Below are 22,275 nucleotides of genomic sequence, written 5' to 3'. Positions count from 1 at the left end.
GGCCACCGCCGAGAGCTAGATCAGCTCCGCCAGCCGCAGCAGGCGGACCAGCACCGCAGCCGCCTCCGCGCGGGTGACGGCGCGGGCCGGCTCGAAGCGGCCGCCGAGGCCGGCCATCAGGCCGAGGCGGGACGCCTCGGCGACCGGCTCCGCCGCCCAGCGCGCGATCGCGTCCGCGTCGGCATAAGCCGGCGCGGCGGCGCTCGCCGCCGTCGAGCCTGGCGCCCCCGGCGCTCCGGCGGACGCTCCGGCCGCATCGGCCGAGGAGCGCAGCAGCTCTGCCGCCCGCGTCGCGAGCGCGGCGAGCTCCTGGCGGCGGACCGGCGCGTTCGGACGGAAGCGTCCGTCCGCGTCGCCCTGCGCGAGGCCTGCGGCCAGCGCCGCGCGCACCGCCGCGGCATGCCAGGCGCCGGCCGCTGCGTCGCGCGGCGCGTTCGCGCTGTCGCCGGGCGGCAGCTGCAGCGCGCGGACGAGCAGCGCGGTCAGCTCCGCGCGCGTGATGGCGCGCGCCGGCTCATAGCGGCCGCCGGCGCCTTGCGCCAGGCCGAGCCCGGCCAGGCGGCCGATGTCGGCCGCCGCCCAGTGGCCGGCCGTGTCGGCGAACGCCGGCGCCGTGCGCACGGCGGCGACAAACGCGCCTCCGCCTGCCGGAGCCGCCGACGCCTTGCCGTCTGCGAAGCTCGCCGGCAGCGCGGCTGCCGAGCCGTCCGGCGCGGCCAGCCTCAGCAGGGCGGTCGCGCCGGCTGCGGCGCCGAGGCTCAGCCGCGGCCGCTCGGCCGGGCGGAACGCCAGCGGCTGCGAGCCGCCCGCCCAGACGGCGGCGAGGCTCAGCTCCGCCGCCGTGCCGGCCGGACGGAACCCGGCCGCGAGCGCCGCGCGGCGCAGCGCTGCCGCCGCGGCTTCATCCGCGTCGCCGAGCCGCAGCTCCAGCTCCAGCTCCGGCGTCGCGCCCGTCGCTGCCGTCGTCCGCAGCGCGCGCAGCAGCGCCGCCGGCTGCAGGCGCAGCTCGGCGCCTCCGTCCTGCACGAGCAGCTCCGGCTGCGGCTTGGCCGCGGCCGCGCGGGCGAGCGCGTCCAGGCTCAGCCGCAGGCTGCCGTCCGCTCCGAGCGGCAGTCGCGCCTGCGCCTTGCCTTCCGCGATGGCGGCCAGCAGCGCCATTTCCGCCGCATTCGCCGCTGCCGGCGTCGGCGTCGCGCTCGGGGTCGGCGTCGCGGACGGCCCGGCTCCCGTGCCCGGCGTCGGAGCCGGCGTCGCGCTCGGCGCAGGAGTCGGCGTCGCTGCCGCATCCGCCTCCTGCACCGTCAGCGTATACTTCCGCTCATCGTTGCCGAGACGGACCGTCACCGTCGCCTGGCCGGCGGCCAGCGCGGTCAGGCGGCCGTCCGCATACGATGCGGCCGCGGCCGGCCAGAAGGCGACGGACGCCTCGGCCGTCCGATCCGCTCCGGCCGCATCCCGCACGGCCACTGCCGCCGATGCGCCGGCCTTCAGGACGAACCGCGCTCCCTGTCCGTCCGCCAGCTTGACCGAGAACGGCTTCGGCCGCGAGGCCAAGCCTTCGTTCCATTCCTCCAGCGACAGCCGGCCTGCCGGACCGGCCGCGGCATCGCTCATCCGCTCGCCGCGCACGATCAGGTTGTCGATCACCAGGCTGCCGGTCGGATAGCCCTGCTCGTTGTCCGTCTTCGTCTTGGCCGCCTCCAGCCCGTTCGTGCCCAAGCCGTCGAGCACGTTGTCCTGCAGCAGCACGGAGCCCAGCTCATGCGAGCCATGGACCGTGATGCCCGCATACGCGCTGTCCCGCGCCACGTTGTCCCGCACGACGACGCTGCCCGCGCCGCCGGCGAGGTCGGACTCGCCGGCGAACAGCCAGATCGCCCCGAGCGGAATGCCGTAGCCGCTGTCGAAGCTGCCGGCGCGCACGAGCGTGTTGCGCTCGACGACCGTCTCGCCGCCGAACGGCTCCGCGGCGAAGCGCGTCGATACGGCGATGCCCGCTCCGTTCACGACCGTATCCTGAAGCAGATTGTCCTGGATGCGGTTGCCGTGGCCGCCGAACACGGCGATGTTGTCCGCCAGCCACGGCAGCGACACCGTGTTGAAGCGCGCCGTATTGTTCACGCTCGGCGTGCGCTCCGCTCCGTTCTGATCGGCCAGCTTCGGATCGGTGAACGACCACATCGCGATGCCGTCGTCGCCCGGATAGCGGATCTCGCTCTGCTCCATCAAGCTGTCCGAGGTGCCGACCGCGAAGTTGATGCCGTCCGCCAGCAGGTTGCGCAGCCGCAGCCCGGCCATGTAGAGCCCCTTCGTGCGGGCCTTCTCGCCGATCGGCTGCGTCAGCCAGAGCCCCGCCTTGGCATGCTCGACCCAGACGTTCTGGATGACCGAGCCGGGACCGAACGCGCCGTGGAACGCATTGTCGAACGCCTCGTCGTCGCGCTCCGCCACGCCCCCGTCGATGAACAGGTCGTAGACGCCGACCTTGCCGCCGTGGCCGTAGAAGCGCGCCCCGTTCAGCTCCGTATGCCAGACGCCCGCGCCGCGGATGACCGCGTCCCCGAGATCCAGCAGCTTGTCCGTAAAGTCAAAGCTTCCCGCCGGGAACCAGACGCCGGCCGCCGCGCCGCCTGCGGCCGCCTCCAGCGCGGCCGTCAAGGCGGCAGTGTCGTCCTGCCCGTCGCCGGCAACCGCGCCGTAGTCCGTCACGGATACGAAGCCGTCCGGCTTGGCGTAAGCCGCGTCCGCCCGCTCCAGATCGACCCGGTCGAGCGCGTACGTCGCCGCGTCGTCCCCGGCGTCCTTTCGCAGCGTGATCAGCGCGCCGGCCGGCACGTCGCCGATGACGGCGCGCACCTCGTCGTAGAAGCGGTGGCCGCTGCCCTGGGCAGGATCGTTCGACCACGGATAGCTGCCGTACACCCACGAATTGCGGTTCGTCAGCGTCAGCCTCTGGCGGAACTGCCTGTCCACATAAAGCGAAAGCGTATGCTGGCGCTCCGAGCCGTCGAGCGTATCGGGGATGGAATAGCGCAGCACGAGCGCGTCCGCCGCCTCGGCGCTCGCGAACTCGACCTGGTCGCCCTGCTCGCGGAGCAGGACGGCCTCCCGGCCGGAAGCCTCCGAGGCGAGCGTGCGATGCAGGCGCGACGGGCCGATCCGCTCGCCCTTCGCCTCCATATGCTCCGCTTCATAGGAAACGTAGGCCGGCGTCGCGCCGCGATCGTCCGGAGCGATGCCGCCCTCTACCGTCAGCGAGCGGAGCGTTCCCGCATCCGCCACGGAAATGACGTTGACGCCGCGGCGCAGCTCGGCCGTCCAGCCAGAGGCGGAGGCGATGCCGGCGGCCGGCAGGCCGTTGACCGCCAGCTTCAGCCCGGCCGCCTCCGGCGCCGCGCCGTCCCATGCGAGGCGGATCGCATAGGCCCCTGCCTCGGGAGCCGTGACGGCGAACTGCCGCATGCCTCCGGCTAAGAACGCCTTGTCCGCCGGGTAGACGACATCCGCCCGCACCGGCTCCAGCCTCCAGCGGGCAGCGGCTGCTCCCGCCTCATCCGAAAGGACAGGCGAGGCGCCATCCGCAGCCGCCAAATAACCGGCCGCCTGGACCGCCCGCAGCGTGCGGTAGCCGAGCCGCTCCTCCACGCTCCACTGCGCCTCGGCGGCGATCCCGCCTGCCGCCGTGCGCAGGCCGCCGGCCGGCAGCAGCTCCGGCACGCCCGCCGCCGTCATCGCCAGGTAAGCGCCCGTCGCCTCGTTGCGCAGCAGCTGGCGGCCGTTCGTGTCCACGAGCCGCCAGCGCGCCGCGGCATCCTCCTCGCCCGCTGCCGTCAGCTCGGGCCGGCCGCCGCGATCGGCGAGCCGCCTGTCCGGCGCTCCGGCCGGGGCGATCGTGACCGCTTGCGCCGAAGCCAGCAGCGGCGTCGACGTCTCCGCGCTGCGCGGCTCCGCGGCCGCCGGCGGCTCCATCTCCGCCGGCGCCGGCTCGAGCTGCCAGCGCGCCGTCGACGCCGAATCGAGCGCCAGTCCATGCTCCGCATACCCGGCCCCGCTGCCGACATGCACGAATTCGTCGCTGAACTCGCCGTACAGGCTGCGCAGCAGCCAAGCGCCGCCGTCGGCCGTCTGCTCGGCCGCCCAGGCGGCCGCTTCCGGAGCCGCCTCCCCTGCGGCGAGGCTTTCCAGGAACGGATAGTCGGCGTTCAAGCGGAGCAGATGGCCGCTCGCCCGGTTGCGGATGCTCCAGCCGCCGCTCTCCCGACGCTCGAGCGTCCAATGCGACGAGCCGTCCCGCTCGCTCGGACTGCCGTACAGCACGATGCCGGACGGATTCTCGTACAGCCAGCCTTGGCCGGACGCCGAGCGGATGCGCACCGGCTCCTGCGGCGGCTGCTTCGGCCCGCTGGCCGCCGGCTCGGCGATGAAGCGCGCCGCGTCCCGCTCGCCGGCGCCGGCCGCCTTGCTCAGCCGGATCGCCGGCGAGCCGTCCGCCGCCTGTCCGGCGAGCAGATAATGCCCGGCCCAGCGGCTCTGGATCGTGGAGTAGACGGTATCCGCGACGGTGCCGACCGCCCATTTGACGCTGGCCCAGTCGGAGCCGACGGAAGCGAGCGTCTGCGGCGATTCCGCCGGCTCGTCGTCGGCCTCATGGCCCGCGATGTTCTCCAGCGCCGCATAACGGCCGCTGCCCTGATTTTTGAGCCGCACGACGCCTGCGGCGCCGGCGTCCTCCAGATACCAGATCGAGGCCGGGTCCGCAGCGTCCGCCGGCCCGTACGTCGCCGTGCCGACGGCAGCATCCGCTCCGGCCTGGACATCGAGCAGATACTGATCGTCCGTGCCGGCGATGCGGAACCGGAACAGCCGCTGCTTGTCCGGCACGACCGGCACGAAGCGCCAGCGCGGGCTCGACCAGCCGGGGTTGATGACGCCGTACTCGGCGTATTTCGTCAAGTTCTGGATGGACATGTACTTCAGCGGCCGCTCGCCGGGATGCTTGTCCCGCACGCTGCTCACGAGCATGTCGCCTTCGCCGGCATTGCGGATCGTCCAGACGTAGCCGCCGGAGCGCTCCTCGCCCGGCGTCAGCGCCGCCAGCCCGATCCGGCCGCCGTATTCGGCGCCGAGACGGACATGATGGCCGGTCGCCCGGTTCTCGATCAGCTTGCGCCCCTCGAACTTGTGGACGACCCACTGATCCCGGCCGTCCGTGCGCGCGTTGCCGTACTTGAGCAGGCCGTCCTCCGATTCGTACAGGTAAAAGCGGTTGTCCGGCCCCCAGGCGTTCTGGATGCGGAGGTAGACCGGTCCGTCGCCCGCCGGCAGCGTATTCGGATCGGCCAGCTGCCACTGCGAGCCGAGCGAGGCGGCGTCGCCGCTGATCGCCGCCATGCCGTCCGCCCCGCCGGCCACATAGGCCGCCTCGCCCGAGGCGCTGCCGATCGTCACGTAGTCGTCGTACTCGTCGGACTCCGTGAACGCCCATGTCGAGCCGTCTCCAGGAGCCGCCTGCGCCGCGAGCGACACGCCGGACGCGCCGCCGCGAACGATGTAGCGCCCGCTGGCCGCGCTCCGCAGCCGCTTCGCGCCGTCGTAGTCCTCGACGAGCCACAGCGAGGCGGCTTCGTTGCCGAGCGCCTCCGATACGGCTCCATGCTTCAGCTCGCCGCCCTGCTCATAGAGGAAGTCCGTCGGCCGCTGCGCGTCCGTGTAGGCCGCGAGACGCACCGGCTCGATCTCGCTGAGCGGGACCGCCCGCCAATGCGCAGTCGGATTGCCCTTGCCGCCCGGCCAGCCGTTCGAGCGCACGTCCGTATCGTCCGGAAACTGCGCGTTCAGCAGGCTGCCGGACGCCTGGACGTTCTCCAGCGTGAACCAGCCGTCGTCCGCGGCCTCCTGCTTCCAGAGCGTCAGGCCGGGCGACGCGCCGTCCCGCTCGCCCGTCCGCACGGCCGCCCAGTCCGGATCGCGCTGCACGATATAGCGCCCGGAGCCGACGTTGCGGATCGCGACCGCGCCGCTGGCCGCATCCGGCTCCAGCATCCACTGGGAGGCCCGGTCCGTCGCCGGCCGCGCCGCGAAGCCGACGGTCGGCTCCCCGTCCTTCGCCGCATATTCCACCATGACCTGTCCCGGATGGCTGCGGGACTCCAGCTGCACCGGCTGCGGCGCGTCCAGCGGCACGAACGTCCACTTCGGGCTGTCGAAGCCGAGGTTCACGTCCGAGCCGAGCTCCGCCCAGCCGAGCTGCCGCTCCTCGTGGATCGCGCGCTTGCCCGCCGGGTCCGCCGCGCTGACGAGGTTGTAGTAGTCTCGCGTCGCGGTCGGCACGATGCGCCAGCGCTCCTCCGCTCCCGGCGCGCCGGTCTCCTTCGCCTGCAGCGCGGCGCCGAGCTCGCCCGCTCCCGCCGCCGTGACGACGTGGCCGGTGCGGACGTTGCGCAGCAGAGCGCCGCCTTCCTGCCATTCGACCGTCCAGTGCGAGGACTCGTCGGACGGATTCGTCTTGCCGTAGCGCACCTTGCCGTCCGAGCCCTCGTACAGATAGTTGCTTTTCCACAGGTTCTTGATGCGCACCTTGCCCTGCGGCAGCTCCGGCTGCGCGCTGTCCGCCGCCATCGCGGCTCCCGCCAGCGCCGGCAGGCTGCCGATCCAGAGCAGCAGCGCCAGCAGCGACATCGCGACCGGCTTCCACCTCGTTCGATTCATCGATTGACCCCCTTGATTGTCCACAGATTCTCTTTCAGTGTAGGGTGCAACCGCTTCCATGTTCGAGGTGCGCTTTTATCGCAAGCAGGTGTTTTTCTACGAATCTTCCTTGCTCCTCCAGCCGCCGTGCTATAATGCGGGAAAAAGGAGGGACGTCATGATCGCCGAAACGGCCTTTCTTCATTACGACGCTTTTGCCGACGAGCCCGGCAAAGGCAATCCCGGAGGCGTCGTGCTCCAAGCCGAAGCCTTGACCGACGAGCAGATGCTCGATCTGGCCGCGCGCGTCGGCTTCAACGAGACCTGCTTCGTGCTGCCCTCGGAGCGCGCCGACTTCCGCATCCGCTACTTCACGCCCGGACATGAGATGGATCTATGCGGCCACGGCACGATGGCCTGTCTCGCCGCGCTGGCAGCCGCCGGCCGTCTGGACGGCCTGGACACGCTCACCGTCGAGACGCTGGCCGGCGTGCTCCCGATCCGCGTCGAGCGCGATGCCGGCAGCGGCAGGCCGAGCTTCGTCATGCGCCAAGCCGCGCCGCAGTTCCGGCCGTTCGGCGGCTCGCGCGCGGAGCTTGCGGACGCCATCGGGCTGGCGGAGCAGGACCTGCATCCCGATCTGCCGATCGTCTACGGCAGCACGGGCATCTGGACGCTGTGCGTGCCTGTGCGCGGACTGGCCGCCTGCGCCCGCATGCGGCCGGACAACCGCCGGTTCCCGGAGCTGCTGGCCGAGCTCCCGCGCGCCTCGCTCCATCCGTTCTGCCTGGAGACCGTCCATGCGGACGCCCGCCTCCACGCCCGCCACTTCTCCTCCCCGTACTCCGGCACGGTCGAGGATCCCGTCACCGGCACCGCCTCCGGCGTGCTCGGCGCTTACTGGGACCGCTGCATCGCCGCGGCGCCGCCGGAAGGGCTGCGCTTGACCGTCGAGCAAGGCCGAGAAGTCGGCCGCGACGGCAAGGTCCATGTCAGAGTCGTCCCGCGCGGCGGCGAGCGGGAGGTCGAGATCCGCGGCTCCGCCGTATTCGTGCGGGAGTGGAGCTTGCCGGCGCTTTAGCCCGAGGACGCTCCGTCTCGCGCCCCATCCGACTCATTTCTCGATAAAAAGGAGACTGAACCTATGACCCGATCCGATTCCGCAATCTTCGCCCAGCTCGACGCCGTGCGATCGCTCACCGTCCGGCAGCTCGAGGATCTGACGCCGCTGCAGGGCGACCTCATCCCGTCCGGCTTCCGCAACTCCATCCGCTGGAACGCCGGCCATCTCGTCGCCGTGCTGGAGCGCTTCGCCTTCAAGGCGCCGGCGCTGCCGTCTCCGCTGCCGGCTTCGTTCCGCACGCAGTTCGACTTCGGCAGCTCGCCGGCATCCTGGATGGACCAGGATGAGCCCGTGCCGGCGCTCGAGGAGCTGCTGGAGCTGCTGCGCGAGCAGCCCGGACGGGTGCAAGGCGCGCTCGCCGGCCGCCTCGACGAACCGGTCGAGCCGTATACGACGTCGACCGGCATCCTGCTGACGACGCCGCGCGAATTCCTCTCGCTCGCCCTTTACCACGAAGGGCTGCACATGAGCGTCATCAAGCTGTACCGCCGGCTGCTCGGGCTGTGAGCATCGGTCCGCGAGGAGCAGTCTAAGACAGGCTGACGGCGGCGAAACCCGATACAATCAGCAAGGAAGGAGGCGCGAAGCCGTGGATTGGCTGACCCGAATGAACGACACGCTCGACCGGATCGAACGGCTGCTGGACGGACGCCTCGACGTGGAGGCGCTGGCGCGGGACGCCTACTCGTCGCCGTTTCACTTTCAGCGCATGTTCCATGCTCTGACCGGCTATCCGCTGGGCGAGTACGTGCGGCGCCGGCGGCTCACGAGAGCGGCGCAGGAGCTGGCCGCGAGCGGGATCAAGGTCGTCGATGTCGCGCTCAAGTACGGCTACGAGTCGCCGGAGGCGTTCGCCAAGGCGTTCCGCAAGACGCATGGCGTCACGCCGACGATGGCCCGCCAGCCCGGCTGCCGCCTGGTCGCCTTTCCGAAGCTGCGCTTCCATCTATCGCTGAAGGGAGAAATGGAAATGAACTATCGGATCGAGAAAAGAGACCGCTTCACGATTGCCGGAGCATCGATCGTCGTCAGCTGCGAGAACGGCGAGAACTTCCGGCGCATCCCGCAGTTCTGGCAAGAGAGCGGGCCGAACGGCACGATCGATCGTGTGCTGAAGCTCCAGCCGGGCCAGCCGCTGATCGGCGCCTGCACGGACTTCCGCATGATCGACGGCACGGCTAGCGACAAGGACGAGACGGAGCGGTTCCGCTACATGATCGCCGTGGAAGCTCCTGCCGGGACGGTGCCGGCGCCGTTCGAGCATGCCGGCGCCGAGTTCGTCGAGCGCGAGGTGCCCGCCTCCACGTGGGCCGTCTTCACCGCGGCCGGGCCGCTGCCGGAGTCGGTGCAGAGCGTCACGAAGCGCATCTTCTCGGAGTGGTTCCCGTCCACCGGCTACGAGCACGCGGGCGGCCCGGAGCTGGAGCTGTACCTGGAGGACGGCGGTCCCGATACGGACGCCGTGACCGAGATCTGGGTGCCGGTGAAGCTGACGTCGTCGTAATCGTTCCAAGCAAAAAGGCCAGCACACGGCATCCGTGCGCTGGCCTTTTTGCATGGGAGCGTGCGCCGACCGCGCCGGCCGCGCGGGCTACGCGCGGTTTTCACGCGCGTAGGCTTCGCTGGCGCGACGGCCGCGCGGGCTACGCACGGTTTTTACGCGCGTAGGCTTCGCCTGCGCGCCGGCCGCGCGGGCTACGCGCGGTTTTCACGCGCGTAGGCTTCGCTGGCGCGACGGTCGCGCGGGCTACGCGCGGTTTTCACGCGCGTAGGCTTCGCTGGCGCGCCGGCCGCGCGGGCTACGCGCGGTTTTTCTGCGCGTGGGCGTCATCTCCTCGCACCACCTGCACGCCGCACGACGGTACTCTCGACCCCGTCGTCGTCTCCTCGCACCACCTGCACGCCGCACGACGGTACTCTCGACCCCGTCATCGCCTCCTCGCACCGCCTGCACGCCGCACGACGGTACTCTCGACCCCGTCATCGCCTCCTCGCACCGCCTGCACGCCGCACGGTACGAGTGCAAGAAAAAAGGACGGAGCCAAGATCTTTTCATAGACCTTGGCTCTGTCCCTATGACTCCTTATCTTCCAGCTACTCCCGCTGCGCCCCGTCGACGCCGCTTCGAGCCGGCGCTGACGCCGGACGGGAAGGCCTCGTCGCCAGGAATACGCCGGCGAGGATGATCGCGAGCCCGGCGAGCAAGTTCCAGCGCAGCTCCTCGCCGAGCAGCAGGAAGCCCCACAGGATCGCGGTCGCCGGCACTAGATAGGTGACCATCGTGGCGAGCTCCGGGCTTCCTTTTTGGATCAGGTAATAGAACAGGATGTAGGCGATCCCGGAGCCGAATACGCCGAGGCCGACGAGCGCCCCGAGGAACGGTCCCGACCCGAGCGCTTCCACCGGCAGCGGATCGCGGACGAGCGCGATCGCGCCGCAGGAGACGGTCGCCACGAGCAGCGTGCCGAAGGTCGACTGGTACATCGTCAGTCCGCTCAGCCGCTTGGACAGCTGCGAGCCGATGCCGTAGCAGAGCGTCGCGCCCATCATGCACAGGAAGCCGAAGCCGTCGACCGAAATGATCGTCGCCGGATTGACGCCGAGCAGCACGAGGATGCCGGCGAGCGAGACGAGGATGCCTCCCCACTGCTTCGGCCCCGGCTTGCCGGCGAAAAAAAGCGCCCCGACGACGAGCGTCCAAAGCGGCGTCGTCGCGTTGAGCACCGAGGCGACGCTGCTCGTCAGCCTCGTCTCGCTGAGCGGGATGAGCGCCCACGGCACCGTCGTGTTGAACGTCGCCATGACGGCCATCGGCAGCCAAGGCAGCGAGCGCAGCGAGAACGGCTGCCGCAGCGCAAGCATGACGGCGGTGATGGCGACGAGCCCTGCGCCGGCGCGGAGGAAGGCGATCATCCACGGCCCGGCCTCCTCCAGCAGAATCTTGATGAAGAAAAACGAGCCTCCCCAAATGAGGCTGAGCGTTACGAGCGCGGCCGCGAGCGGCTTGGTCATGGCCATTCCCTTCCTTTCTGTATCAATCGCAGCAAAAGGCAAAAGGACGAAGCGGCAGGCGCTTCGTCCTTTTGCCTTTTGCCTTGTCGGCGGAGTCCTCTCCCCGTCAGGAGAAGAACGTCCAGCTGCCGAACCACTTGAGGAAATGCTCCGCGTAGCTGCGGCTGATCGTGAGGCCGGTCAGCACCGGATAGAACATCGCCAGCAGCGCGGCCGCAATTCCCACATAAAGTCCCGTCGCCAGGTTCGCCGAGCTTCGGTCCATCTTCTCCGGCAGGCGGATCAGCACGTACACGATGCACAGGATGAGGAACGGCACCGTCGCGTAGTAGTGGTAGATGAACGTCAGGCGCGGAATGCCGACCCACGGCAGGTACTGCGAGAGCAGCCCGATCGTAATGACGAGCAGCGCGCGGCTGCGTCTTTTCCAGGCGGCCGCGAAGGCAGCGAGCGCGCACGGAATGCCGGCCCACCAGATGAGCGGGTTGCCGAGGCTCATGATGCTGGCGATCTGGCCCTCGGCTAGGCCGGAGCCGCCATAGTACCAGATCGGCCGGCGGATGATCGGCCACTCCCACCAGGTCGAGGCGAACGGATGCGTCGCCACGAGCTTGGAATGGTAGTCGTACATGAACTTCTGGAACTCGATGACGTTGCGCAGGCCGTGGCCCGGCCCCGGCACGAGCATGAACGGGATGTACGTCAGCGCGTAGACGACGGCGGGCACGGCGACGAAGAACAGGAAGCCCGCGCCGATCAGCTTCGCCGGCACGCGGCTTTCCGCGGCCGCCGCCTCCGCTCCGCGCGGAATTCCTGCGCCGCCGCGAGCCGCGTCCGCTCCGCGCGAAGCCCCGGACACGCCTGGCGCTCCCTCGCGCGAAGCCTTCCACCGCCGGTATATCGAGCCGAAGAACAGGACGGCCAGGCCTGCGCCGGAGTAGACGCCGACCCATTTGACCGACGCTCCGAGCCCGAAGAAGACGCCGGACAGCGCGAACGCCTGCAGCGCCGGCCACAGCCTCGCTCCGACGACGTTGCGCTGCAGGAACCGGTTCATGAAGTGGTAGCTGAGAAGGATGAACAGGACGGCGTACGTATCGACCGTGCCGATCCGCGACTGCACGAGCGGCATGAAGTCGAGCAGGATGAGCGAGGCGGCCAGCAGGCCGGCCTTGCGCGAGTTGAACAGGCCCCGCGCCAGCGCGTACATCGCCGGGATGAGCAGCAGCCCCGCCAGTCCTCCCATCACCCGCCAGCCGAACGGGTTCATGCCGAAGATCGAGACGCCCGCCATGATGATGACCTTGCCGAGCGGCGGATGCGTCGTCTCGTACGGCTCGATCCGATGCAGATGCTCGAACGCCGTGCGCGCGTGGTAGATCTCGTCGAAGTACATGCTGTTCTTGTACGAAGGCTTTGCCGGCACGAGCGACTGCTCGTCGAACAGCGGCGAGCCGCCCGTATCCAGCAGCGGCATCGTCCGGCCGTCGGCGTCGATCACTCCCGCTTCGTACAGGACGACGCCCGGCGTGCCGGTGATGCGCACCGCCTGGATCGTCTGTCCGCCGATGCCGATCGACTTCCACTGGAAGACGGTGCCGCCGTCGAGCTTCTGCTCGGCCGGAGCGCCGAACGTCGTGCCGTCCGCGGACAAGGCGACCTGCACCGTGCCGCTGCCGATGCCGGCGTACAGCATGACATGATCGGCCGGCTGCGGACCTCCCTCGAGCTGCACCGTCACCTCATGGCTGGCCTGCGTCGGCGCCCACGGCGTGGACGGCGCCTTGGCGTCGCCGAGCTGCCAGAACATGAGGATGGCGTAGACGGCGACCAGGCCCGCGATCGGCAGCCATTCCTTGCGCCGTGATATGCGGGTCGTGTCCTCGTACGGCTCGGGACCGGACGGCTCGTTCGCGGAAGCCGCGGAGCCGGCTGCCCGCTGTGGCGCAGGCGCGTCCGGCAGCTTCCACGCGCCGCCGGCGGCCAGCGCCAGCGATCCGTACGAGCGGCCGCGGACGAGCTGGACGACCAGATGGACGAGCGCCGCGCCGGCGAGCAGCTGGAGCAGCGATACCGTCACCATGAGGCCGTCGCCGTTGGCCCGGTAGAAGCTCTGCTCGATCGCGTCCCGCAGCACCGGCGCCGTATTCGCCAGCACCGTGAGCGTCAGCGCGCCGTACAACGCGAGCAGCCGCTTGCTGCCGGAGACGATGAACGCCGCCAGCGCGAACGCGAGCGCGGGATATAGGTAGCGCTCATGCATGCCGGTCTTCAGCAGGAAGACGAGCAGGGCTCCGGCGAAGGCCGCCAGATAAAGCCCTTCGCGGCCTTTTTTCCAGCAGATCAGCCCCATCGCCACGAGCGCGGCGAGCGCCCCGACGTTGCCCCATGCCGAGAGCTCCAGGCCGAGCCAGGTGCGGGTCGTCTCGATGCCGTTGTAGCCGAGCAGCCCGTACAGGTTGAAGGCGTTGAGCGTGGCGTAAGGGTAGGAAGCGAACATGTTGCCGTAATGCTCGATGATCCAGCCCGGCTCCCTGCCGATCGCGAACGGCAGGAGCAGCAGCAGCGCGCTGCCGATGCCGGCCCCGGCGGCCTTGAGCCAATCGGCCGGCCGGCGGCTCGAGAGCAGCGCGAACAGCAGCAGCGGCAGGAAAAGCACCGCCTGCGGCTTGACGAGCACGGCGACGGCGAGCCAAGCCGCGCCGGAGGCGTAGCGGCTCGACGTCAGCGCACGCACGGCCAGCAGCACGAGCAGCGTCATGACGGAATCGACCTGCGCCCACAGGGCGGAGTCGAGCCAGACGGCCGGGCTGAACACGTACAGCGCCGCCAGAAACGCGCTCAGCCTCGTGCCGAAGCGGCGGCGGGCCAGATCGTACAGCAGCCAGCCGGCGGCGAGATCCGCGAGCAGCGCCGGCAGCTTGACGAGCAGGATCTCGGGTCCGGCTCCGAAGCCGAGTCCCAGCGCGCTTTTGAGCATCCCCAGCACCCACAGGACGTAGATGTAGCCCGGCGGATAGTCCGCGAACACGCCGTCCTCGAAAAATCCGTTCAAGCCCGTCTCGTACGCCCGCTGCGCCCATAGGCTGAAGTCGGTGTAGTCGACGGGATGGCCCTGCATCGTCGGCGCGAGCAGCAGCCGCAGCAGCAGGCCGGCTCCCAGCACGAGCCAGATCGCGCGGCCGGAGCGGCCCGGCTCCGGCTGCCGCCGCAGCTCCGCGGCCAAGCCGGCGGAGACGCGGCGGCCGAAGATCGCGCTCCAGCCGATGTACAGCGCCGCCGCGAAGGCGATGCCGCCGATGATCGCCAGCGGCATGAGGAAGCCCGGCGCGCCGGCGCCGGCGGAGGAATCGCCGCCCGAGCCCGGCGCTACGGTCGACGGATCGAACGAAACGGCGTTCGCCGCCGCTTCTCCCTCGACCTCGACGAGCGAGACGGCGGCGAAATCGGCCGTGCCGGTCGTCTCGCTGCCGTAGCCGCCGAGACGAAGGGCGACGTCGAGCTCCTGCTGCTCGGGACCGGTCCGTCCGTACAGCTCGACCTGCTGCCAGACGCCCGCGGTATCGAATGCCGGCGCGGACGTGTCCAGCACGCCGAGCACGGACAGGTTCGCGCCGGCCGAGCCGGACGGCACGCCGGATGCGCGGATCATGCCGCTGAGCTTGTACAGCGTGTCCGGCTTGACCGCGACCTTTTGCAGCCAGCGGGCGTCGTTCGGCTGCTGGCTCGCGACCCGGACGTAATGCGCGGGATCGGAGCCGCTGCCCTGCTCCAGCGTCCATGCCGTCACCGATTCGTCGAGCTTGTAGCCGTCTTTGGTCCAGCCTTGCGGCAGCCCGTCCTGGGACGCCTCGAAGCTGCCGTTGACGATCAGCTCCGTCGCGGCATAGGCCGGAGGCCGGCCGGCCAGCGCCATGATGGCGACCAGCAGGATCGCCAAGGCCGGGCGTATGTATGTAAGCTTCACTTCGTCCTACCATCCTCTCCTGGCTGCATGACTTCTACCAGATTAGCATACCGGACCCGCTTGCGACACCCTCAAAAGACGCAGCTTCCGAGCGGATTCGATCTCTTTCACCTTTGCAGGAGAGGAAGGCCGGGCGCAAGGGGAAATTTATCGGCGCGCAGGAGGAAAAACGGCTGCCGGCTGCCGCTCCGCTGCCGAAAGGCCGCTCCGGAATAGGAAAAAGGACGGGCCTCGCTCGAGGCCGCGTCCTTTTCTCGTTTTTTTGTAAATGGGGACCGTGCCGAGGCCAATGATCTTATTTCGTCAGCTCGCTCAAGAACCGGAGCACGAGCGCGGCCGTTTCCGCCCGCGTCGCGATGCCTTGCGGATCGAAGCTGCCGTCTTCCCTGCCGTTCAGCAGCCCTTTGTCGGCAGCGGCTTGAACGGCGGACTTGGACCATGCCGGGATGAGGGCGTCATCCATGAAGGAGGTGGCGGCGCCGGATGCCGGCGGCCATCCGGCCGCTCGAGCGAGCAGCGTGAGCAGCTCCGCTCGAGTGATCGCTTTGTCCGGTCGGAACGTCCCGTCCTCATAGCCTCGGATCAGGCCGAGAGCCTGGACCTGGACGATCGCATCCGCCGACCAGGCCGGGAAGCGGTCCGCATCCTTGAACGGCGCAGGCGCGGCTGCGCTCGTAGGAGGCAGCAGACGGCTGACCAGGACGGCCAGCATGCCGCGAGTCGTCTTTTCGTTCGGCTGGAACGATCCGTCCGGATAGCCTTGGAAGAGGCCGAGCTGGATCGCTTTGACGATATCGTTCTCCGCCCAATGCCCGACCGCATCGCGAGGCGTCTCGACGGACGGCGCATTTGAAGGCGCCGGGGTCGCGCTTGGAGCCGGCGTCGCGCTTGGCGATGCCGACGGAGAAGGCGTCGACGTAGGAATCCAGTAGATCGGCGGCTCCGGCGTCGGTGTCGGCGTCGGAGTCGGCTCCGGACGAGCCTGGCTCGGATTGCCGTAGATCGGCAGCTCCTCGAAGATCCGTGTCGTCAGCGTCCGGTTGCGGTCGCCGGAAATTTCCCAGTTCATGATGCCGGCCAGATTTTCCTTCCGCACATGGATCGCCTTGTACGTGATGGATTCCTCATCGTCATAAGAGATGAACGTGCCTGTTTTCTCGTTGAACAGATAAGGCACTTTGGCTTTGTCGTTCCAATGCCGCTTGTAGGTCGATTGGGTGACATAGTTCTCTTCCAGGTCGGTGAAGTCGAACTTGCCCGCTTCCCATGTGCCGTCTGTGGATGGAGAGGCGCACTCTCCGTACTCGCCCGAGCATCCGATCCAGCCGTTGCCGTAGAACGGCACGCCGAGGACGAGCTTGTAGTTCGGCACGCCGCCCTTCAGATGGCCCGCTGCCCCGCCGGCCACGTTGTTGCGCGGAGCGGTCGATTGCTTGTTGGCCGGATCGTAGTAGAGCGGCGCGTTGTGGTAGGCGGAGCTGTGCCAGCCGCCGCTGTAGTCGTAGGTCATGATGTTGACGAAGTCGAGGTAAGGCACGGAATTCGTAAAGTCGGCGTTGCGCGTGAAATTGTCGCCTTGTCCCGAAGCGATGGTCAGCAGGTAGTACTTGCCGTCCTTTTGACCGGCGGCGTCCAGCGTCTCGCGCAGCGTCTTCATGAGCAGCGTGAAGTTCTGGGGATCGTCCGGGCTGCGGTCGTTGTCGTCCTCCCCGCCTTCGACCGGATATTCCCAGTCGATGTCGAGTCCGTCGAAGCCGTTGCTGCGCAAATACTGCAGCGCGGTTTGAGCGAATGTCAGACGGGTCTCTTCCGCAGCGGCCAGCCTCGAGAAATACTTGGACCAGCTCCAGCCGCCGACGGAAACCATGAGCTTGAAGTCCGGATCGCGCTGCTTCATCGTCCTGAGCTCGGCGAAGTTCGGCATGTCGTCGGCCGGCGCGCCAATGACCATGCTGCCGTCGAACACATAGCCGGATTGGTCGGCGATTTCCGGATTCTGGCATTCCTTGCCGCTTTCGCCATAGCCGCCCCAGCAGATGTCTGCGAACGCGTAGTTGATATGCGTCAGCTGGCTCGTATCAATGTCGGATGGCTGGAAGTCGCGGCCGGTTTCGCTGCGAGCCCACGAGGCGTAGTAGTAGACGAGATTGTAGTTGTGGCCCGGCGTCGCCTTGACGCGAGCGCTCGTCGGAGATGTCCACAGATCGTTCTTGGCCACGACCGTGAAATAGTACGGCTGGCTCGTCTTCAGCCCCGTCGCCAGATAGCGCGGCTCCGCCGAAGTGCCGAGAAGCTTGCCGCCGGAGTAGATTTCATAATACGTCGCGCCTGCAACGGTCGCCCATCCGAGCGTGACCTCGGACTTCGTCGCCGTGACGACCTGCACGTCCTTCGGCGCGTCGAGCTGGCCCCAGATCAGGCGGATCGGATCGCTTTTCGGCGAGTTCGGTCTCGCTTTCGACGAGTCCTGCGCGGCGACCTGCAGGTAGACTTCTTGCCCGACGGTCAGCTTGGAGGCGTCCAGCTTGTAGGTGCCAGAGCCGTTCCAGATGCCGGCCAGCCAGTTCGTGCGGCTGTATACGTCATATCCGTCGGCTCCGGGAACGTTGTCGAACTGGATCGTCAGCGACTCGTACGTTACTTCCGTCACTCGAGGCTGATGGGGCTTCTTGAGAGGAGCGGGAGGAGCGGTCGCCGTATCGGCTGCCGTCGTGAAGGTGATCCGCTCGCTCGGCACGCTCGAGCCGGAAACGCTGGCCTGACGGATGTAGAACGTGTACTCCGTCTCAGGCTCCAGTCCTCCGAGCGTGACCGGCGGATCTGCGAACCAGCCCTGGTAGTTGAAGCCGCTGTCCGGCTTTGTCTTGTCCTTCGCGACATAGATGTCATACCCTTTGTCCGGATCATGCCGGTCGTTGAGATCCCAGGTCAGCATGGCGGAACGTCCCTTGATTTCCGACACCTGCAGATTCGTCGGCGGCGGAGGCGGGCCCTCCGCGGCGGTTGCGGATGCCGGCAGGGAGACTAGCCCTGCGAGCAAGGTCAAGCATAAAAAAGAGGCTAGCTTTGTGGCAACCTTCTGTTTCCATCGTCTGTTCAACCTCGATCACCTCTGCGGAAGAATGGGGGAAGAATGAATTCGCGGCTTGCCGGTCTGCGCCTTGCTCGTGCTTGTCCCTCCCTTGTCTCTCGAGCTGGATACGAGGTCCATTTTCGCATCTTTTCCCGCCATTTCCTTCCTATTTCCCAGACTCCGCGCGTATCTATAAGAAAAAGTGGGAAAGTATCAAACGATTGCGGATAAAGAAAAAAAGGAGGGAAAATCTCCCCCTTTTTCGATAAGATATTTCCCCCGCCGAACGTAGTCCCGCCTCTTGATTTCCTTCCATCTCTCTGATCAAAAAATAAAAAAAAGCCCATCCGAACGAATCCGGACAGGCTTTCCCTGCATGCGGCCGGGCTTGCGGGAAGCCGCTTCTTCCGACCGTCAAGCTTCTTTTTTCTTCTCGCCATCGCCGAGCGGCACATGCAGAATATCCAGCACGAACATGAACACCGGGATGCCGATGATGAGCCCCCAGATGCCGAAATAATGCTGCGAGAAGACGAGGATGACGAACGTGTAGAACATCGGCAGCTTCGTCTTGGACGCCATCAGCCTCGGGTTGAGGAAGTACGTCTCCAGCGCGTGGATGAGCAGGATCATGACGATGACCCACAGGACGAGCGAGATGCCGCCGGACTGGTAGCCGATGATGCCGATCGGCACGAACGAGATGATGACGCCCGCCACCGGAACGAGGCTGAGCAGGAACACCATGATCGTCAGCGCGAACAGGTACGGATAGCCCATGATCCACAGGCCGAGCATCGTGAACACGGTGTTGAACAGCGCGATGACGAGCTGCACCTCGATGACCTTGCCGAACGAGGAGACGAAGCGCTCGGAGAAATAGGCGATCTCGTCGTAGACCCAGCCGATCTTGCTCTTCTGGAACTTCTGCGTGAACGCGTGGATCTTCGCTTTTTGCAGCAGGAAGAAGAAGCTGAGGAGGATGACGATCAGCACGAGCTCCAGAATCTTGCCGATCTTGCCGAGATACAGGAACGCCTGGTCGACATACGTCTTGTAGTCGATCTTCTCCAGCTCCTCCGACAGGCGCTTCGCGATGTCGTTGCCCTCGGTGGAGTTGAGGAAGCGGATGATCGTATTGATCATGTCGCGGCCTTGGGTGACGAGCTGCGGCACGTAGTTGGAGATTCCCCACGCGAGCCCGGAGAGCAGCAGCACGTACAGCAGCACCGCGACGACGATCGGATGCACGGGGAACGCCTTGTTGATCCATCCCGTGACGAGCCCTTGCAGCCGGTTCATCACATAGGTGACGAGAAACAGCAGCAGGATCAGATTGAGCATGTGCCGGAGGCTGTAGAGCAGTCCGACGAGCAGCAGCAGGACGACGATCCTGCGGACAGCGGGCGTAGCGAAAAAGGCGCGCAACGATTCCATGACTTCCCTCTTTTACTTGTTGATTCTGGCTGGGTGCCTCCCTTCATTATCCTCGATGCCGGCCCCGATGTCGATGCGGATTCGGCTCAAAAAACCGGAGCCGCTTCGGGCGGCTCCGGTTCCTTTTTATCGGGCTTTGACGGCGTCGTAATATTTGGCCTGCATCGTCGCGGCGGCCGCAGCAAGCTTCGCCTTCAGGTCGACATCCCTTTGGGAGAACACTTCCTGCACGATATCCGTCATCTCGGCGTAGTATTCCTGGGTGTTGTACTGGGCTTCCGGATTGCCGTCGAGCAGCTTGCTGGACTCCGGATCATACTTGTACACGTTGTCGTACTTGTCGTAGATCGCCTGCAGCTTCTTGCTGTAGTCGGATTCTTCCTTGTAATAGCTCATTTGCGGAGGGATGTAGTACTTGCCTTCCGCCTTGCGGGCCTGGATGTCCTTCTCGACGGCCTCCAGGTAGTTGTCCGAGAAGTAGTCGAACGTGATGTAGCGGAACGCGATCTCCTGCTCGTCCGGGGAAGCGTTCGGGTTGACGACGAGGTAGTCGCCGCCCAGGATGCCGGAATGATTGCCGCCCGCCTGGGCCGCCGGCATCGGATAGGTCGCGATGTCCTCCGGCTTCAGGCCGCCCAGATTGAGCGCCTGATCGAGCACGCCCTCCGCGCCGGCGATGACCATCGCGGTGCGTCCTTGCGCGAACGCGCCGACCGCGTCTTCCCAGCCGAGCGCCCAGTCCTTCGGAATGGCGTTCGCTTCCCAGCGCAGCTTCTGATAGAACTGCAGCGCCCTCACGGCGGAATCGGAGTTGAACGCCGCCGTCACCTTGCCGCCTTCGACGGCCTGGATCTGGCCGCCGGCTTCGAACAGGAAGTTGGTCCAGTTCCAGCCGGATTCGTTGCCTTTGCCCATCAGGGCGATTCCCGAGATGCCTTTCCCCGGATCCGCCACCGCCTCGGCCGTGTTCAGCATGTCGTCCCAAGTCCAGTCATACGACGGGGCGGCCACGCTTTTGTCGGCGAGCAGCTTCTTGTTGACGATGGTCGAGGTGGAATAGCCGTTCTGCACGATGCCGAACACCTTGCCGTCCTGGATGAACTGGCTTTGCAGCGTCGGATTGATGTCGTCCTTGCGCTCGTAGCCATGCCACAGCTCGGTGATGTCCGCCGCCCAGCCGCGCTGCACGAGGAAGCCGGCTTCCGTCGCGAACGTGTTGAAGAACGTCGGCGCCTCGCTGGCCGCCATCTTCACGCCGATCTCGTCGACATTGTAGTGCCAGTCGCTCTTGTTGATCGTGACGTTCGGATATTCCCGCTGGAAGCGGGCGATCTTGTCGTCTTCGGCCTTGCGCTTCTCCGCTTGGTCCGGCAGCGGATAGTAGATGCTGATCGTGATCTTCTTGTCTTTGATGTCCTCTTCGGCCGGCGCCGGGGCGCCGCCGCCGCTCGCATGCGGCTGCCGCACCGCCGTTCCTCCTCCGCTGCCGCCCGTCGCGGCATGGCCGGAGCCGCCGCTGGCGGCATTGTCTCCGCTGCAGCCGGACAGCAGCGCCGCCGCCATCAGGCAGCTGATGAGCGCGGTCGACTTGCGCATGCGCAGCCCCCCCCCTTTTTTGCCTTGCTCGGTTACTTGCCTTGGCTTTCCTTTTTCAGCTCGCTCGGGCTGTAGCCGTAGTACTTCTTGAAGATCTTGCTGAAATGCTCCGGCGATTCGTAGCCGACCCGCTCCGCCACCTCGTATCGCCTCAGATCGGTCGTCAGCAGCAGCCGGCGTCCTTCCTCCATCCGCAGCTTGATGACGTATTCCCACAGGTTGTAGCCGGTATTCTTCTTGAACAGATAGCTGAGGTAGTTGGGACTGACATGTCCGCGCTGGGACACCTCGTGCAGCGTCAGTCCCTTCTGCGCGTAATTGTCCTCGATGTAGCGCAGGGAGCGCTCGACGATCCGGTTCGTCTGGGCGGAAGCCTCCTCCTCGCCGGGCTGCTTCGCCGAGCCGCCCTCCGCCTCGCTCCAGCTGAAGTCGCCGTAGTAGAATACCTTCTGCCCCGGATGCCGCATCCGCCACTCCAGCGCCCGCCTTGACTGATCCGCCAGCAAGTGGAGGAAATCCGGCCCGCGGGCGATCTGGCTGATGCCGACGAGCACCGGGAGCCGCAGGAACGAGTCGGCATGATGATGCAGGCTCCGTCCGATCATGTCGAGCTGGTTGATCTTGCTGACCGTCCCGTCGTCGTAGCGCTCCTCGCTCCAGCCGATGACGAGGCCGACCTCCCCGTCCGGCAGCGCGATCGGAACCGGATTCCAGTCCTTGCCGAGCAGCTCCGTGGAGAGGTTCATGACGGCGTAGCCGAGCAGATCCTTGTCCCGCGGCGACAGGTCCGGGCGCGCGTCGAACTCCGGATGGATGCGGATGACGGCAAAATAGGGTCCCGTCTCCCGCAGTCCGGCGGCGTCGGCCAGCTCTGCGGCCTGCGCCGGCGAGGCGGGCGATCCGGCGAGCAGCCGCTCGAGCGCCCGGCGCGGCTCGCCGTCCGGCGCCTGCAGCGCGAAGCGGCCGCCGAGGCTCGCCGCATAGTCGGGCTCGCTCTCGGCCGGGCGCTCGGCCTGCAGCAGCGCGTTGCGCACGCTGTCGAGCAGCTGCGCCGCGTTCAGCGGCTTGATGAGGTAGTCGCGCGCGCCGAGCCGCATCGCCATCTGCGCGTACTGGAACGTCTCGTGCGCGGAGACGACGATCGTCTGCACCCACGGCTTGATGAGCCGGGCCTGATGCATCAGCTCGATGCCGTTCATGCCCGGCATGCCGATGTCGGTGATCATCAGGTCGACCTCCTCCAGCCGGAGATAGTCGAGCGCCTCGAAGCCGTTGCTCGCGGTGTGGATGTCCTCGATGCCGAGCCCGGCTCCGGCCAGCAGGCTGGACAGCCCCTTGCAGATGAGCGGCTCGTCGTCGACGATCAGGATGCGGTGCATG

General features: G+C 67.4%; 10 protein-coding genes. 3 read left to right on the top strand and 7 right to left on the bottom strand.

The annotated features are described in order from the left end of the window. Positions 1-15: 15 nt before the first annotated feature. A complete protein-coding gene (locus B8V81_RS17685) occupies positions 16-6,708 on the bottom strand; it encodes an RICIN domain-containing protein (protein WP_101808872.1) in 6,693 nt (2,230 codons plus the stop codon). Between the two features lie 157 nt (positions 6,709-6,865). On the opposite strand from B8V81_RS17685, the gene B8V81_RS17680 reads away from it, so the two are divergent. The 3 genes from B8V81_RS17680 to B8V81_RS17670 all read left to right on the top strand — a co-directional run bounded on the left by B8V81_RS17680 (position 6,866) and on the right by B8V81_RS17670 (position 9,314). Then, positions 6,866-7,768 carry a PhzF family phenazine biosynthesis isomerase gene (locus tag B8V81_RS17680; RefSeq protein WP_028597765.1) on the top strand — a complete coding sequence of 301 codons (903 nt, stop codon included), beginning with the start codon at positions 6,866-6,868 and terminating at the stop codon, positions 7,766-7,768. Positions 7,769-7,831: 63 nt separating this feature from the next. Continuing rightward, complete coding sequence (locus B8V81_RS17675; RefSeq protein WP_028597764.1) at positions 7,832-8,317, top strand: DinB family protein; 486 nt, start codon at positions 7,832-7,834, stop codon at positions 8,315-8,317. Positions 8,318-8,399: 82 nt separating this feature from the next. After that, entirely contained in the window at positions 8,400-9,314 is a 915-nt protein-coding gene (locus tag B8V81_RS17670; RefSeq protein WP_028597763.1) for an AraC family transcriptional regulator, read from the top strand. A gap of 590 nt (positions 9,315-9,904) precedes the next feature. Here B8V81_RS17670 and B8V81_RS17665 read toward each other — a convergent pair. The 6 genes from B8V81_RS17665 to B8V81_RS17640 form a co-directional block, all read right to left on the bottom strand. Beyond that, positions 9,905-10,822 carry a DMT family transporter gene (locus B8V81_RS17665; RefSeq protein WP_028597762.1) on the bottom strand — a complete coding sequence of 306 codons (918 nt, stop codon included), beginning with the start codon at positions 10,820-10,822 and terminating at the stop codon, positions 9,905-9,907. A 106-nt stretch (positions 10,823-10,928) separates the two neighbouring features. After that, complete coding sequence (locus B8V81_RS17660; RefSeq protein ID WP_146000529.1) at positions 10,929-14,789, bottom strand: glycosyltransferase family 39 protein; 3,861 nt, start codon at positions 14,787-14,789, stop codon at positions 10,929-10,931. Between the two features lie 295 nt (positions 14,790-15,084). Next, a complete protein-coding gene (locus B8V81_RS17655) occupies positions 15,085-17,829 on the bottom strand; it encodes a glycosyl hydrolase family 18 protein (RefSeq protein WP_280522989.1) in 2,745 nt (914 codons plus the stop codon). Between the two features lie 447 nt (positions 17,830-18,276). After that, a complete protein-coding gene (locus B8V81_RS17650) occupies positions 18,277-19,299 on the bottom strand; it encodes an AI-2E family transporter (protein ID WP_101808869.1) in 1,023 nt (340 codons plus the stop codon). Positions 19,300-19,425: 126 nt separating this feature from the next. Next, positions 19,426-20,895, bottom strand: a complete 1,470-nt coding sequence (locus B8V81_RS17645; RefSeq protein WP_101808868.1) for an ABC transporter substrate-binding protein — start codon at positions 20,893-20,895, stop codon at positions 19,426-19,428. Between the two features lie 32 nt (positions 20,896-20,927). Beyond that, positions 20,928-22,274 carry a response regulator gene (locus B8V81_RS17640; protein WP_028597758.1) on the bottom strand — a complete coding sequence of 449 codons (1,347 nt, stop codon included), beginning with the start codon at positions 22,272-22,274 and terminating at the stop codon, positions 20,928-20,930. Position 22,275 lies beyond the last annotated feature (1 nt).

The organism is Paenibacillus pasadenensis (assembly GCF_002864175.1).
In the GTDB taxonomy this organism is placed as follows: domain Bacteria; phylum Bacillota; class Bacilli; order Paenibacillales; family Paenibacillaceae; genus Paenibacillus_O; species Paenibacillus_O pasadenensis.
This window is presented reverse-complemented; position numbering and strand designations above follow the sequence as displayed.